Origin of the sequence: Nonomuraea sp. NPDC003804 (assembly GCF_040610675.1) — a bacterium.
GTDB lineage: Bacteria > Actinomycetota > Actinomycetes > Streptosporangiales > Streptosporangiaceae > Nonomuraea.
Genome location: NZ_JBEXMT010000005.1, coordinates 326,336 through 340,846 on the forward strand (window position 1 = coordinate 326,336; position 14,511 = coordinate 340,846).

The window sequence follows — 14,511 nt, forward strand, 5'->3', positions numbered from 1 at the left end:
CCCAAGAAGTCTCTCGCACCTTCGCACGGCGCCGACCAGGATCAACGCTTCTGGAGGAAAATCTCGTCCAGGACGGAGGCAAGACGTCGTGGGTCATGCCTCGGCGAGCCGTCCTCGGCCGCCACGACGGCTGTCACGAGCCTTCCGCCGAGCGCGGCCGCGGCCTTCTCCAGCGCGTCGCGGTCGTCGACCACGCCCGTGTCGGCCAGGACCACGTCCACCGTGAGGTCGGGCGCGTGCTGCCTGAGCACCTCCAGATGCTGCTGAGGGGAGAAGTCGTCGGTCTCACCGGGCTGCGGCGCTAGGTTGAGCGTCACCAGCCGCTTGGCCCTGGTCACGTGGAGCGCCTCGGCCAGCTCGGGGACCTTCAGGTGCGGCAGCACGCTGGTGAACCACGACCCCGGGCCGAAGACCACCCAGTCGGCCTCGCGGATCGCTCGGACGGCCTCGGGACGCGCGGGAGGATCCTCGGGGACCAGCGAGATGGCCTGGACCCTGCCGGGCGTGAGCGCGCACGCCACCTGGCCGCGGACGGTCGAGATCACGCCGTCGAGCTCGACCTCGGCGACGATGTCGAGCGGTACCGAGGCCATCGGCAGCACCCTGCCGTGCGCGCCGAGCAGCCGCCCCACCCAGTCGAGGCCCGCCACGGGGTCACCGAGCAGTTCCCACAGCGCCACGATCAGCAGGTTGCCGACGGCGTGCCCGCGCAGCTCGCCCTCGCTCCTGAACCGGTGCTGGACGACCTCGCTCCAGGTGCTGCCCCACTCGTCGTCGCCGCACAGCGCGGCCAGCGCCATGCGCAGGTCTCCGGGCGGCAGCACGCCGAGCTCACGCCTGAGCCTGCCGCTGGAGCCGCCGTCGTCGGCGACGGTCACGACGGCGGTCAGCTCGTCGGTCACGCTCCGCAGCGCCGAGAGCGAGGCGTAGAGGCCGTGCCCGCCGCCGAGTGCCACCACCTTCGGCCCGCGGCCCGCCCGCCCGGCGGCGGGAGCCCACGGGTCCTCTCGAAGGTCACCATCCGGACCGCGCATATCCGCCCGAACCTCGCCATCAGTACCTTGCGCCGCCAACCGCACCTCACTACCCGGACCTCGCAGGGACAACCACACCCGACCACCGTGCTCCCGTAAGGACCATCGTGCCCGGCCACCGGGATCCCCTGCACACCACCTTGTCCAGCCACCGGGCCCCCACCCGGACGACCGCACCCGGCCGGCGGAATCCCGGGCAGGCCACCACCGCACCCGGCCACCGGAGCCCCACCAGGACGACCACACCTGCCCACCGGAATCACCCACGGACGACCCCGTCCCAGCACCGCGATCCCGCAGGGGCGGCGACGCCAGGTCGCCCTCACCCCGTGCGGACACCCCCGCACGGCCACCCGGCCCCCGCGAGGGCGGCCGGGCCCCGGCATCCGGGGCCCTGGTCTCGCGACCGGCTACGCTCGCCCGCCCATCCGTCACTCCCGGCCCACATCCCGGTGACTCACCTGGACCTCCATGCCGCGGTCACGCAACCGGGCGCCGAACTGCTCGGCCATGGCCACGCTGCGGTGCTTGCCGCCCGTGCAGCCCACCGCCAGCGTCGCGTAGCTCTTGCCCTCACGCGCGTATCCGGCCGCGACGATCTTGAAGGCCTCCTCGTAGGCGTCGAGGAACTCCTTGGCGCCCGCCTGCCCGAGGACGTAGTCGCGCACCGGGACGTCGAGGCCGTTCATCGGCCGCAGCTCAGGCACCCAGTGCGGGTTGGGCAGGAAGCGGCAGTCGACGACGAGATCGGCGTCGACGGGCAGGCCGTACTTGAAACCGAAGGAGACGACGTTCACCCGCAGCCCCGGCCGGTCGTCGCCGCCGAAGTAGGCGACGATCTTGTTGCGCAGTTCGTGGACGTTGTGGGCGGAGGTGTCGATCACCAGGTCGGCGTTGGCGCGCACCTCGCGCAGGATGCCGCGCTCGCGCGCGATGCCGTCGACCAGCCGGCCCTCGCCCTGCAGCGGGTGCGGCCTGCGGACGTTCTCGAACCTGCGCACCAGCTCCTCGTCGCTGGCCTCGAGGAAGACGACCCGGACGCGCACGCCGCGGGCCTCCAGTTCCTCGATCGCGGCGTTGAGGTCGGTGGTGAAAGCGAGGCTCCGCACATCGACCACGGCCGCCACCTTGTCGGCGGCCAGCTTCACCCTGCCCGCCTCCTCCGCCATGGCGAACAGCAGACCAGGCGGCAGGTTGTCGATGACGAACCAGCCCAAATCCTCCAGCGCCTTGGCCGCGGTGCTACGTCCGGCGCCTGACATGCCGGTCACGATGACGAACGCGGTCTCGGCGCGTCCTTGATGTTCTGGGCTGCTCATAACCCTCACTCCTGGGCAAACCTTGACACGATCACCTCTGCGGTCGCGCGGCCGATGCCGGGGACCTCGCAGATCTCGGCCACGGTGGCCTCACGTAGCCGCTTCACGGAGCCGAAATGCTTGAGCAACGCCTGCCTGCGCGCCGGGCCGAGGCCAGGCACTCCGTCGAGCGCGCTCTCCTTCACCGTCTTGGACCGCTTGGATCGATGGTAGGTGATGGCGAAGCGATGCGCCTCGTCACGCACCCGTTGCAGCAGGTAGAGACCCTGGCTGGCGCGCGGCAGGATGACCGGCTGGTCGTCTCCGGGCAGCCAGACCTCCTCGAGCCGCTTGGCGAGGCCGCACACCGCGACGTCGTCGATGCCGAGCTCGTCGAGCGCCCGCTGCGCCGCCGCGGCCTGCGGGCCCGCGCCGTCGACCACGACCAGGTTGGGCGGGTAGGCGAACTTGCGCGGCTTGCCGGTTTCGGGGTCGATCGGCCCGTGCCCGTGATCGTCCTCCGCCGTCAGCTCACCGGTGGCCGAACGCTCCTCCAGGTAGCGCTTGAACCTGCGGGTGATCACCTCGTGGATCGAGGCGACGTCGCCCTCCTTGGTCCGTACGGCGAAGCGGCGGTACTCGCTCTTGCGGACCAGGCCGTCCTCGAACACCACCATCGACGCCACGACGTTCTCCCCCTGCAGGTGGGAGACGTCGTAGCACTCGATGCGCAGCGGCGCCTGGTCGAGGTCGAGCGCGTCGGCGATCTCCTGCAGCGCCTGGCTGCGCGTCGTCAGGTCGCCGGCCCTGCGCAGCTTGTGCTGGGCCAGCGCCTCCTTGGCGTTGCGCTCGACGGTCTCCATCAGCGACTTCTTGTCGCCCCGCTGTGGCACCCGCAGCTCCACCCTGGCGCCGCGCTGCTCGCCCAGCAGCTCGGTGACGGCCGCGGCGTCCGGCGGCAGCGCCGGCACCAGCACCTCCCTGGGGATGTCGCCTTCGGCGTAGATCTGCAGCAGGAAGTGCTCGACCAGCTCGCCTGGCGTGGTCTCCTCGACCTTGTCGACGACCCAGCCGCGCTGGCCCTTGATGCGCCCGCCGCGTACGTAGAACACCTGGACGGCCGCCTCCAGCGGATCCTCGGCCAGGGCGATCACGTCGGCGTCGGTGGCGTCGCCGAGCACGACGGCCTGCTTCTCCAGCGCGCGTTGCAGCGCCTGGATGTCGTCGCGGATGCGGGCGGCGCGCTCGTACTCCTGCTCGGCGGCCGCGGCGCGCATCTCCTGTTCGAGCCGTTTGATGAAGCGCCCGGTGTTGCCGGCCATGAAGTCGCAGAAGTCCTCGGCCAGATCGCGGTGCTCCTGCGGGCTCACCCTGCCGACGCAGGGGGCCGAGCACTTGTCGATGTAGCCGAGCAGGCACGGCCTGCCGATCTGGCCGGCCCGCTTGAAGACCCCGGCCGAGCAGGTGCGCACGGGGAAGACCCGCAGCAGCAGGTCGACGGTCTCGCGGATGGCCCAGGCGTGGGAGTAGGGGCCGAAGTAGCGGGTGCCCTTCTTCTTCGCGCCGCGCATCACCTGCACGCGCGGGAACTCCTCGCCCATGGTGACCGCGAGATAGGGGTAGGACTTGTCGTCGCGGTACTTGACGTTGAAGCGCGGGTCGAACTCCTTGATCCAGGAGTATTCGAGCTGGAGAGCCTCGACCTCGGTGCCGACGATGGTCCAGTCGACGCTCGCCGCGGTGGTGAGCATGGTCTGCGTGCGCGGATGGAGCCCGGCGAAGTCGGCGAAGTAGGAGTTGAGCCGCTGGCGCAGGCTCTTGGCCTTGCCCACGTAGATCACCCGGGCGTTGGCGTCCCGGAACCGGTAGACCCCGGGGGAATCGGGGATCGATCCCGGCTTGGGACGGAAACTCAAGGTGCTCGCCACGTTCAAGAGCCTATAGGCCGCCACCGACAACCAAGCGCGATCCAGCCTCCGCCCAGCGGACGGTCAACCGCGGCCCGTCGACGGCGCGGTCTTGGGGCCTGGCGTCCAGCCGCCCCGCCGAGGGAGCGGCCCGGTCCGCCGCGCCCCGAGCGTGCCGCTCACCGTCGTAATGGCACCGCGCGCCGGACGCGGCGCCCGCCGTACCCGAAGGCCCTTCGGGTACGGCGGGCGACACCTCACGCCAGCGCGATCGAGTCCCCGTCGACCTTGATCGGCACCTCGCCCAGCGGCTCGGTCGCCGGACCGTTCTTGACCGACCCGTCCTCGATGCTGAACTTGCTGCCGTGGCAGGCGCAGTCGATCGTCCCGTTGCCCACCGACGTCACCGGGCACCCCTTGTGGGTGCAGATCGCGCTGAAGCACTTGAACTGCCCGGCGGCCGGCTGGGTGACGACGACCTTCTGCTCCTTGAAGATCGCCCCTCCGCCGACCGGGACGTCGGCGGCCGTCGTGAGGGCACCGCCGCCCGAGCCGGTCGACGCCGGTGCCGACGCCGGTGCCGCTGACGAGGCCGACGCCGACGCCGACGGGGCCGCCGAGCTTTCCTGCGCCTGGGGCGCCGCGCTGGTCGCGCCGCCGTCGCCACCGCACGCGGCGAGCACCATGGTGAGGCCGCCCGCTCCCACGCCGGCGATGACGGTCCTGCGGCTGTGAAGGTCTTCTGCCATGCGGCCCAACCAACCGCAGACTGCTGAGAAAATTGTGAAAGAAGGTGCGTTATGCCAACGAGATGCTGCCGCCGTCGACGGTGATCTTCTTCTCGGCCAGAGGCTTGGTCGCCGGGCCGTTGGCGACCGAGCCGTCGGCGATGTTGTACCTGCTGCCGTGACACGGGCAGTTGATCGTGCCGTCCGAGACGTCGTCGACCGTGCATCCCTGGTGGGTGCACACGGCCGTGAAGCACTTGAACTCGCCTGCCGTGGGCTGCGTGACCACGACCTTCTTGTCGGCGAAGACCTTGCCGCCGCCCTCGGGGATGTCGGCCGTGCCGGTGAGCTCGCCGCCGCCCGCCTTCTTGCCGGGCGAGGCGGCCGATCCCGGCTCGGCCGACTGCTCCTGGCCCGCTCCGCTCGCCGCGGGTTCGGCCACCACGTCGCCCGAGGGCTGGCCGTATCCCGCGCACGCGGTGAGCAACACCCCCAGGCCGGCCCCTCCGGCTCCCAGCACCACCGCGCGGCGTGTCGTCTCTGCCATGGTCACCCTCCCGGGAATCGCTGTCTCTGTCAGGTACGGCCGGCGCGACCGCACCGGTTCAGCCTCTCCTCAACCAGCGCTCGGGTCCATGCACATTTACCGTTTTCCCCTACAGAATGACGATGCCGTCACCCTCGACCTTGACCGCGAACTCCGCCAGCGGGCCCGTCGCGGGGCCCTTCAGGCACTTGCCCGTGTCGGCGGCGAACTCGCTGCCGTGGCAGGGGCAGGTCATGACGCCGTCCTGGGGCCGGTTCACCGAGCAGCCGCGGTGCGGGCACCTGGCGGTGAAGGCCTTGAACACCCCCGACGTGGGCTGGGTGATCACGATCTTCCACTCCTGGATCACCTTGCCGCTGCCCACGGGCACGTCGGCCTTCTTGGCGATGACCTTGCCCTTGATACCCGGCGGCACCACCGCCTTCGCGGACCCGTCGGAGGTGCCGCAGCCCGCCAGCGCGACGCCGCACACGGCCACGCCCGTCACGCCCAGCATCTCGCGCCGCCCGATCGCGGGCATGCCGCCGCCCTGCTCCTCGCCTGCCATGTGCCCCCTCCACCTTCCCCCGTCGCCCATGTCAGGCCGGGCCTTTACCTGTTCTTAAGCCTATTGAGACCACCCCTCGGTCCCGCATCCGGCCCCGGCCGCGGGCAGGTGGCACTGCGGTCAGCGGTCAGCGGTCAGCGGATGGTGCGCCGATGGTCAGCGGCTGCCCTGATGGTGTGGCCATGACGATCACAACCACTCCTCGCCCGCGCGGGGAGCACGCCTCCCGGCCGCGCTGGTGGCGGCGGCCCTGGGTGGCGCCGCTCGGCGTCGTGGCCCTCACGTTCGTCGCGTTCTCGCTGCCGCCGTACGTCTCGCTCGATCCCGCGCTCTCCCGGGTGCCCTCACCGCATCTCTGGTACTACGCCGTGCTGTCCGTGCACGTGGTGCTCGGGTCGATCGCGATGCTGGCCTGCTGCCTGCAGGTGTGGCCGTGGTTCCGGCAGCGGTACCGGCGCGCGCACCGCATCGTCGGCCGCGTGTACGTGCTGGCCCAACTGCCGGCGGGCGTGCTGGCGCTGGTGCTGGCGTGGGTGACACCGTTCGGGCCGGTGGCGATGGCCAGCTCCCTGCTCATGGCGCCGCTGTGGCTGGGCTGCACGATCGCCGGATGGCGGATGGCCAGGCAGCGCCGGTTCGCCGAGCATCGGCGCTGGATGATCCGCAGCTTCGCCCTCACCATGTCGATCATCACGAACCGGATCTGGGGACTCGTCGCGATGGTGCTGCTGCTCCCCTCGGCCCCCGCGGGCGGCGAGGAGCAGCTCATGCAGACGGTCGCAGGCCTGGGCGCGTGGCTGGGCTGGACCATCCCGCTGCTGGTCGCTGAATGGTGGCTGCAGCGCGGCCGCACCGCCAGGCGCGCCACCCGCTGAGAGGAGGGGACGGCGCCCCGCCGCCCCCTCGCCTCGCCGTCCCGTCAGACGGACAGGATCTTCCGCAGGAAGCGGCCGGTGTGGCTCTCGTCCACCAGCGCCACCTCTTCTGGCGTGCCCGACGCGACCAGCGTGCCGCCGCGGGAGCCGCCCTCGGGGCCCATGTCGATGATCCAGTCGGCGGTCTTGATGACGTCGAGGTTGTGCTCGATCACGATCACCGTGTTGCCGCCGTCGACCAGTCGCCCGAGCACGCCGAGCAGCCGCCTGATGTCCTCGAAGTGCAGGCCCGTGGTCGGCTCGTCGAGGACGTAGATCGTGCGACCCGTCTGGCGCCGCTGCAGCTCGGAGGCGAGCTTGACGCGCTGCGCCTCACCGCCCGACAGCGTGGTGGCCGGCTGGCCGAGCCGTACGTAGCCCAGGCCCACGTCGTTGAGTGTCTGCAGGTGCCGCTTGATCGCCGGGATGGCCTCGAAGAACGACAGCGCCTCCTCGATCGGCATGTCGAGGACCTCGGAGATGGTCTTGCCCTTGTAGTGGACCTCCAGCGTCTCCCTGTTGTAGCGGGCGCCGTGGCAGACCTCGCAGGGGACGTAGACGTCCGGCAGGAAGTTCATCTCGATCTTGATGGTGCCGTCGCCGGCGCACGCCTCGCAGCGGCCGCCCTTGACGTTGAAGCTGAAACGGCCGGGCTGGTAGCCGCGCACCTTCGCCTCGGTGGTGGCCGCGAACAGCTTGCGGATGTGGTCGAAGACGCCCGTGTAGGTCGCCGGGTTGGAGCGGGGCGTACGGCCGATCGGCGACTGGTCGACGTGGACGACCTTGTCGACCAGGTCCATGCCGTTGACCCTGGAGTGGCGGCCGGGCACCGTGCGGGCGCCGTTGAGCTCCTTGGCCAGGGCGTTGTAGAGGATGTCGTTGACCAGCGTCGACTTGCCCGAGCCCGACACGCCGGTGACGGCGGTGAACACACCGAGAGGGAAGTCGATGTCGACGCCCTTCAGGTTGTGCTCGCGCGCGCCCTTCACGGTGATCTGCCGCTTCTTGTCGCGCTGGCGGCGCTTGCCGGGGATCGCGATCGACCTGCGGCCCGACAGGTAGGCGCCGGTCAGCGACTCCTCGTTGGCGAGCAGGTCCTGGACGGTGCCCGAGACGACGACCTGGCCGCCGTGCTCGCCCGCGCCGGGGCCGATGTCGACCACCCAGTCGGCGGCGGCGATCGTGTCCTCGTCGTGCTCGACCACGATCAGCGTGTTGCCCATGTCGCGCAGCCTGATGAGGGTGTCGAGCAGCCGCATGTTGTCGCGCTGGTGCAGGCCGATGGACGGCTCGTCGAGGACGTAGAGCACGCCGACCAGGCCCGAGCCGATCTGCGTGGCCAGGCGGATGCGCTGCGCCTCACCGCCGGCCAGCGTGCCGGCGGCGCGGTCCATGGTGAGGTAGTCGAGGCCGACGTCGAGCAGGAAGCCCATGCGGGCGTTGATCTCCTTGACCACCCGCTCGGCGATGTGCATGTCGCGCTCGGACAGCCGCAGCCCCGCCAGGAACTTGGCGCACTCGCCGATCGACATGCGCGAGACCTCGGCGATGGACCTGTCGGCGACCGTGACGGCCAGCGAGACGGGCTTGAGCCTGGCGCCCTTGCAGGCCGGGCACGGGATCTCCCGCATGTAGCCCTCGAAGCGCTCGCGCATGGAGTCGCTCTCGGCCTCGGCGTGCCGGCGCTGCACCCACGGGATGACGCCCTCGTAGGTGGTGTAGTACGAGCGCTGCCGGCCGTACCTGTTGCTGTAGCGGACGTGGACCTGCTCGTCGTGGCCGTACAGCAGCGCCTTCTGCGCCTTCTTCGGCAGCCGCTCCCACGGGGTGTCGAGGTTGAAGCCCATGGCCAGCCCGAGCGCCTCGATGAGGCGGATGAAGTACTCGCTGGTGTGGCCGCCCGCCCACGGGTTGAGCGCGCCGTCACCCAGCGTCTTCTCCGGGTCGGGCACGACGAGGTCGGGATCGACCTCCATCTTCGTGCCGAGCCCCGTGCACTCGGGGCAGGCGCCGAAGGGGGAGTTGAAGGAGAACGAGCGCGGCTCGAGCTCCTCGAACGACAGGTCGTCGTAAGGGCAGTAGAGGTGCTCGGAGTAGAAGCGCTCGCGACCAGGGTCGTCGTCGGGCAGGTCGACGAACTCCAGCGTGATCGTGCCGCCGGACAGCTGCAGCGCCGTCTCCACCGAGTCGGTGAGCCGCCGCCGCGCGGACTCCTTCACCGACAGCCGGTCGACGATGACCTCGATGTCGTGCTTCTCGTACTTCTTCAGCGTCGGCGGCTCCTCCAGGCGGATCACCGTGCCGTCGACCCTGGCCCTGGCGTACCCCTTGGTCTGCAGCTCGCGGAACAGCTCGGCGTACTCGCCCTTGCGGCCCCTGACGACCGGGGCGAGCACCTGGAAGCGGGTGCCCTCTTCCAGTTCCATCACCCTGTCGACGATCTGCTGCGGCGTCTGCCTGGCGATCGGGCGGGCGCAGGCCGGGCAGTGGGGCTTGCCGATGCGCGCCCATAGCAGTCGCAGGTAGTCGTAGACCTCGGTGATCGTGCCGACCGTGGAGCGGGGGTTGCGGCTGGTGGACTTCTGGTCGATGGAGACCGCGGGGGAAAGACCCTCGATGAAGTCGACGTCGGGCTTGTCCATCTGACCCAGGAACTGGCGGGCGTAGGAGGACAGGGACTCCACGTAGCGGCGCTGGCCCTCGGCGAAGATCGTGTCGAAGGCCAGGCTCGACTTGCCCGAGCCGGACAACCCGGTGAAGACGATCAGGGAGTCTCGCGGAAGGTCGAGCGAGACGTCCTTGAGGTTGTGTTCTCGTGCGCCACGCACGATCAAACGGTCTGCCACGGTGATCCCGACGTCGAAGGTGTTGATAGGTCCACGGGGGATGGTAGAGGGAGGGTCCGACAATTTTCGGGGGTCCGCTCTGCCCCGCCGGAAACTTCCCTCACCAGGGTACGGCTTTCTGCCGAGCCGGTACCGGTCCTTGCATGGTCAACCACGGGAGCTGCGGCATTATGCCCGCATGACCGTTCTCGCCGCGCTGCGCGCGGAGCTCGCCGCCGCCACGGACCGTCTGCTCGCCACGGTCGGCGCGCTCGACGACGCCGAGGTCGCCGCGCCGTCCCTGCTGCCCGGTTGGAGCAGAGGCCACGTCATCACCCATGTCGCCCGCAACGCCGACGGCCTCGGCAACCTGCTGACCTGGGCCAGAACCGGCGTCGAGACACCGCAGTACCCCGATCGCGCCAGGCGGACGGCCGACATCGAGGCGGGTGCCGGCCGCCCCGCCGCCGAGCAGCGCGCCGACCTGGCCGCCGGCGCCGCGCGACTGGCCGCCGCCATCGAGGAGCTGCCAGAGCAGGCGTGGTCGGCACGGGTCTCGGCGCTCATGCCACCCCCGCATCCCGCCTGGTACGTCCTGGTACGGCGGGTGCGAGAGCTGGAGCTCCACCATGTGGACCTGGGGGCGGGATACACCCCCGCCGACTGGCCGGACGCGTTCGTGCGCAGGGAACTGCACGACAGCCTGGCCTGCTGGCCGTACGGCGAGAGCACGGTCGGCGGCATCGTGGTGACCGCCCCCGTGGGTGAGTGGAGCGACCTGGGGAAGGGGCCGGTGGTGCGAGGCGAGGCGCGTGATGTGCTCGCCTGGCTGACCGGCCGGTCGGCGGGGCAGGGCATTAGGGTGGTGCCGGAGGAGCCGGGCGCCGCCCCCGCGGAGGTACCTCCGCCGCCGCCGTGGCTGACCATGCCCGCTCCGGCGGATCTGCCTTCGGCGCCTCCTGACACCTATCCAGAGGAGAGCCCATGAGCTACACCGGCGATGTCCAGGTCGGCGGCCCAGCCGACGTACGTGAGCTGTCCGGGCTGACCATCACCAAGCTCGCCGTGGGTCCGTTCGACAACAACGCCTACCTGCTGCGGTGCACGCGTACCGGCGACGGGCTGATCATCGACGCGGCGGCCGACGCCGACCGGATCCTGGCGCTGATGTCGGACCAGCCGATCTCGGCCGTGGTCACCACGCACCAGCACGGCGACCACTGGCAGGCGCTGGAGCAGGTGGTCAAGGTGACGGGCGCGACGACGATCGCCCATCCGCTCGACGCGCCCGTGCTGCCGGTGCCCGTCGACCGGCTGGTGGAGCACGGTGACCGCATCTCCGTGGGCGTGCTCACGCTCGAGGTGATCCACCTGCGCGGCCACACGCCTGGCTCGGTCGCGTTGCTGTACGACGGGGGCGAGGAGGACGGCCACCACCTGTTCACCGGCGACTCGCTGTTCCCCGGCGGCGTGGGCAACACGGGGAAGGACCCGGTGCGCTTCGAGCAGCTCTACACCGACGTCGTGGAGCGCCTGTTCGACCGGCTGCCCGACGAGACGTGGGTGTACCCGGGCCACGGCAAGGACACCACGCTCGGCGCCGAGCGCCCCTCACTGCAGGAGTGGAAGGCCCGCGGCTGGTGAGCTCTCCCGGTACGGCAAGCATCCGCCGTACCGGGGCGGCCGCCGCACGGCCGGACGCCCACGCTCGGGAGCGAGGTCACGGAGAGCCGGCGTCGGGTGTGGCCAGGATGCGGACGACCTTGTCGGCCGCCACGGCCGGGTCGGCGGTGCTGGCCAGCACCTCGCCCCACGACCACCGGTAGAACCAGCCCTCCGCCAGCGCGACGCAGTCAACGGTCTCGGTCAGCAGACCCGGGCCCTGCTCCCCGCCGACCCGCAGGGACGGCGGGTCGGCGCGCAGGCGCGCCGTCAGGCCGCGCCGCTCCAGCTCCCTGGCCAGCCGGCCGAGAAAATAGGTGCGGGTGTGCTCGCGCATGGTTCCAGTAAACCCGGGCGAGCCCACCCGCAGGAGGGACAGACCTTGATCAGTCGCCGACGCGGGCGGCTTCCTTGCGTTCCTTGCGCTGCTCCCGCTTGAACAGCAACACCCGGAGCGGGATCGCGGCGACCAGCGCGATCTGCATGGTGGCGCCGACCTGGATCAGCGTGTCGCCACCCTGCGGCCAGGCGGCCCACGCGGTGAGGCAGGCCACGTTGATCATGATCCAGGCGAGCACCACGGCCGCGAGCTGGCCCTTGGGCTTGGGGTACTCGATGCGGCTGACCATCAGCCACGCGACGCCGAGCACGGCGGCCAGCGAGAACCAGTTGGGCTGGAACAGCAGCACGATCGAGACGACCGTCATCGCGCCCATCGGGATCGGCAGGCCCATGAAGTCGCCGCTCTTGGTCTTGACGCAGGCGAAGCGGGCCAGTCGTACGCATCCGGCGATGAGCACCGACGCCGCCGCCAGGATGACGGCCGTCAGCGGCAGCTTGCCGGTGAAGCCGCCCCAGATCACCACCATGAAGGCGGGCGCGAAGCCGAAGCTGATCACGTCGGCCAGGTTGTCGAGCTCGGCGCCCATCGCGGAGGCGCGGAAGCGCCGCGCGACCAGGCCGTCGAACAGGTCGCACGTGGCGCCGATCAGCAGCAGCACCACGGCGGTGGCGAAGTAGCGCGGGTCGGGCACGAAGCCGGCGCCCGCCTTCAGCGCCTGGATCGCCGACGAGGCGAGGACGCAGACGGCCAGGAAGCCGCACAGCGCGTTGCCCAGGGACAGGGAGTCGGCCGCCGACAGCCTGAAGGCCTTGCCCACAGGGCCGCGCGGCTCCTCTTCTTCGGCCTGCCAGCCACCAGCCTCAGCCGCGGTCAATTCGAGTCACCCCCGCCACCGTCTTCTCGCCGACGCGCACGGCGGGCGAGATCCCTTCGGGAAGGTAGATGTCCACCCGCGAACCGAACCTGATGAGACCGACTCGCTCGGCCTGCGAGACCTTTTCGCCGGAGGTCATGTACGGCACGATCCTGCGCGCCACCGCGCCCGCGATCTGCACCATCTCGATGTCACCGAGCGCGGTCTCGAAATGCCACACCACGCGTTCGTTCTGGTCGCTGTCCTTGTTGAAAGCCGGCAGAAACCCACCCGCCACATGCTGCACGGAGGTGATGGTTCCCGCAAGGGGCGCGCGGTTGACGTGCACGTTGAGGGGGCTCATGAAGATCGCCACCCTGGTGCGGCCGTCCGGCCACGGGTCGATGCTCTGGACGACCCCGTCGGCGGGCGAGAGGATCCTGCCCTCCCCGGGCTCGCGGTCGGGATCGCGGAAGAACCAGAGCATCGCGCCCGTGAGGGCGGTCAGCGGCACGGCCGCGAAACCCCAGCGCCGGTCACGGCTGCTGAGGAAGGTCGTGGCCGTCGCGGCGGCCACGGTCGGGAAGAGCCACGGAGAGACGCCACGGGCCAGCCTGACGCGGCGGCCCTCCTGGCGACTTGCGGAATCGTCTGACACTGACAACCTTTGATGGTGACTACGGACGGGCGCTTTGCCGAGATGTTACAGACTTCGCCTCTGTTACACGAAGCAAAGCGCCTGGGCCACCCTCGCGCTAGCCCTCGTTGGCGCTCGCGGAGGTGGGAATTTCCTTCCCCTTCCGAGCGTCGCTGCGAGACTTCAGCAGACTTGCCACGGTGGTGACGACCATCGTGACTCCGATCACGGTCAGGGACATCCAGATGGGCACTTCAGGAGCCCACGAGACCCCGCTGGCATGCATGGCCTCGAGAATCAGCTTAACCCCGATGAAGCCAAGGATGAACGCCAGGCCGTAGCTGATGTAGACCAGGCGCTGCAGCAGACCGCCGAGCAGGAAGTACAGCTGACGCAGGCCCATCAGGGCGAACGCGTTGGCGGTGAAGACGATGAAGGGGTCCTGCGTGAGACCGAAGATCGCGGGGATCGAGTCGAGCGCGAACAGCAGGTCGGTCGTGCCGATCGCCACCATGACGATGAGCATCGGGGTGACCATGCGCTTGCCGTCGATCTTGACGATCACCTTGTGGCCGACGTAGTCGGGCGTGGTGGGGAAGGCCTTGCGCACCCAGCGCAGCAGCGCGTTCTCCTTGAACTCGTCCTCGTCGTCGTGGCCGTGCTGACGGATCAGGTTGATGGCGGTGTAGACGAGGAAGGCGCCGAAGACGTAGAAGAGCCAGCTGAACCGCTGCAGGGCCGCCGCGCCGAGCGCGATGAAGATGCCGCGCATCACCAGCGCCATCAGGATGCCGACGAGCAGCACCCGGTGCTGGTAGACCTTGGGCACGGCGAAACGGCCCATGATGATGAAGAAGATGAAGAGGTTGTCGACGCTCAGGCTGTACTCGGTGATGTACCCGGCGAAGAACTCTCCCGCCGACGAGACGCCCATGGTGAGCCAGAGCACCACCCCGAAGATCATCGCCAGGATGACGTAGAAGGAGACCCAGAAGCCCGCCTGCTTCATGGTGAACTCCCGGGCCTCACCCCGGTCGACGATCCACAGGTCTACGGCGATGACGACCAACAAGCCCACGATGACGGCGATCCAGGCCCACGCAGGTACAACCATACTGATACCAAACCCTCCGGCGCGCATGACAGACGACCGGAGGTCTCTCCCGCCCACTCACCGAGCCGGACCGGCAGCCCCGGGAGCCCCGTGGAGCGGGGC

At 70.1% G+C, this 14,511-nt stretch carries 14 protein-coding genes; 3 read left to right on the plus strand and 11 right to left on the minus strand.

What is annotated here, in order from left to right:
- Window positions 1-41 precede the first annotated feature (41 nt).
- From yvcK to ABZX22_RS09480, 6 genes are all read right to left on the minus strand, one after another.
- Window positions 42-1,034: a uridine diphosphate-N-acetylglucosamine-binding protein YvcK gene (gene yvcK, locus ABZX22_RS09455; RefSeq protein ID WP_354907138.1), complete on the minus strand. Its 993-nt coding sequence runs from the start codon at window positions 1,032-1,034 to the stop codon at window positions 42-44.
- Between the two features lie 431 nt (window positions 1,035-1,465).
- A complete protein-coding gene (rapZ, locus tag ABZX22_RS09460) occupies window positions 1,466-2,353 on the minus strand; it encodes an RNase adapter RapZ (RefSeq protein ID WP_354907139.1) in 888 nt (295 codons plus the stop codon).
- Window positions 2,354-2,358: 5 nt separating this feature from the next.
- Window positions 2,359-4,266 carry an excinuclease ABC subunit UvrC gene (gene uvrC / locus ABZX22_RS09465; RefSeq protein ID WP_354907140.1) on the minus strand — a complete coding sequence of 636 codons (1,908 nt, stop codon included), beginning with the start codon at window positions 4,264-4,266 and terminating at the stop codon, window positions 2,359-2,361.
- A gap of 230 nt (window positions 4,267-4,496) precedes the next feature.
- A complete protein-coding gene (locus ABZX22_RS09470; RefSeq protein ID WP_354907141.1) occupies window positions 4,497-4,988 on the minus strand; it encodes a Rieske (2Fe-2S) protein in 492 nt (163 codons plus the stop codon).
- 49 nt (window positions 4,989-5,037) lie between these two features.
- The gene (locus tag ABZX22_RS09475) at window positions 5,038-5,514 is read right to left on the minus strand and encodes a Rieske (2Fe-2S) protein (RefSeq protein ID WP_354907142.1); all 477 of its coding nucleotides are present in this window, start codon (window positions 5,512-5,514) and stop codon (window positions 5,038-5,040) included.
- 109 nt (window positions 5,515-5,623) lie between these two features.
- Entirely contained in the window at window positions 5,624-6,061 is a 438-nt protein-coding gene (locus ABZX22_RS09480) for a Rieske (2Fe-2S) protein (RefSeq protein ID WP_354907143.1), read from the minus strand.
- Window positions 6,062-6,243: 182 nt separating this feature from the next.
- Between ABZX22_RS09480 and ABZX22_RS09485 the strand changes: the two genes are divergently transcribed.
- Entirely contained in the window at window positions 6,244-6,936 is a 693-nt protein-coding gene (locus ABZX22_RS09485) for a DUF2306 domain-containing protein (protein ID WP_354907144.1), read from the plus strand.
- A 44-nt stretch (window positions 6,937-6,980) separates the two neighbouring features.
- Here the strand turns inward: ABZX22_RS09485 and uvrA are convergent, their stop codons facing one another.
- The gene (uvrA, locus tag ABZX22_RS09490) at window positions 6,981-9,821 is read right to left on the minus strand and encodes an excinuclease ABC subunit UvrA (protein WP_354907145.1); all 2,841 of its coding nucleotides are present in this window, start codon (window positions 9,819-9,821) and stop codon (window positions 6,981-6,983) included.
- Between the two features lie 178 nt (window positions 9,822-9,999).
- Here uvrA and ABZX22_RS09495 point away from each other — a divergent pair, with 178 nt between their 5' ends.
- On the plus strand, window positions 10,000-10,788 hold the full coding sequence (locus tag ABZX22_RS09495) for a maleylpyruvate isomerase family mycothiol-dependent enzyme (RefSeq protein ID WP_354907146.1): 789 nt from the start codon (window positions 10,000-10,002) through the stop codon (window positions 10,786-10,788).
- Complete coding sequence (locus ABZX22_RS09500; protein WP_354907147.1) at window positions 10,785-11,444, plus strand: MBL fold metallo-hydrolase; 660 nt, start codon at window positions 10,785-10,787, stop codon at window positions 11,442-11,444. Before ABZX22_RS09495 ends, ABZX22_RS09500 begins: the two co-directional genes overlap by 4 nt.
- A gap of 76 nt (window positions 11,445-11,520) precedes the next feature.
- On the opposite strand, the gene ABZX22_RS09505 is transcribed toward ABZX22_RS09500, so the two are convergent.
- From ABZX22_RS09505 to ABZX22_RS09520, 4 genes are all read right to left on the minus strand, one after another.
- Entirely contained in the window at window positions 11,521-11,799 is a 279-nt protein-coding gene (locus tag ABZX22_RS09505; protein WP_354907148.1) for a hypothetical protein, read from the minus strand.
- A 49-nt stretch (window positions 11,800-11,848) separates the two neighbouring features.
- Entirely contained in the window at window positions 11,849-12,679 is an 831-nt protein-coding gene (gene pssA, locus ABZX22_RS09510) for a CDP-diacylglycerol--serine O-phosphatidyltransferase (RefSeq protein WP_354907149.1), read from the minus strand.
- Window positions 12,666-13,316 (minus strand): phosphatidylserine decarboxylase, encoded by a 651-nt coding sequence (locus ABZX22_RS09515; RefSeq protein WP_354907150.1) that lies wholly within the window; start codon window positions 13,314-13,316, stop codon window positions 12,666-12,668. Before ABZX22_RS09515 ends, pssA begins: the two co-directional genes overlap by 14 nt.
- Window positions 13,317-13,413: 97 nt before the next feature.
- Entirely contained in the window at window positions 13,414-14,409 is a 996-nt protein-coding gene (locus ABZX22_RS09520) for a TerC family protein (protein ID WP_354907151.1), read from the minus strand.
- Window positions 14,410-14,511: the final 102 nt, after the last annotated feature.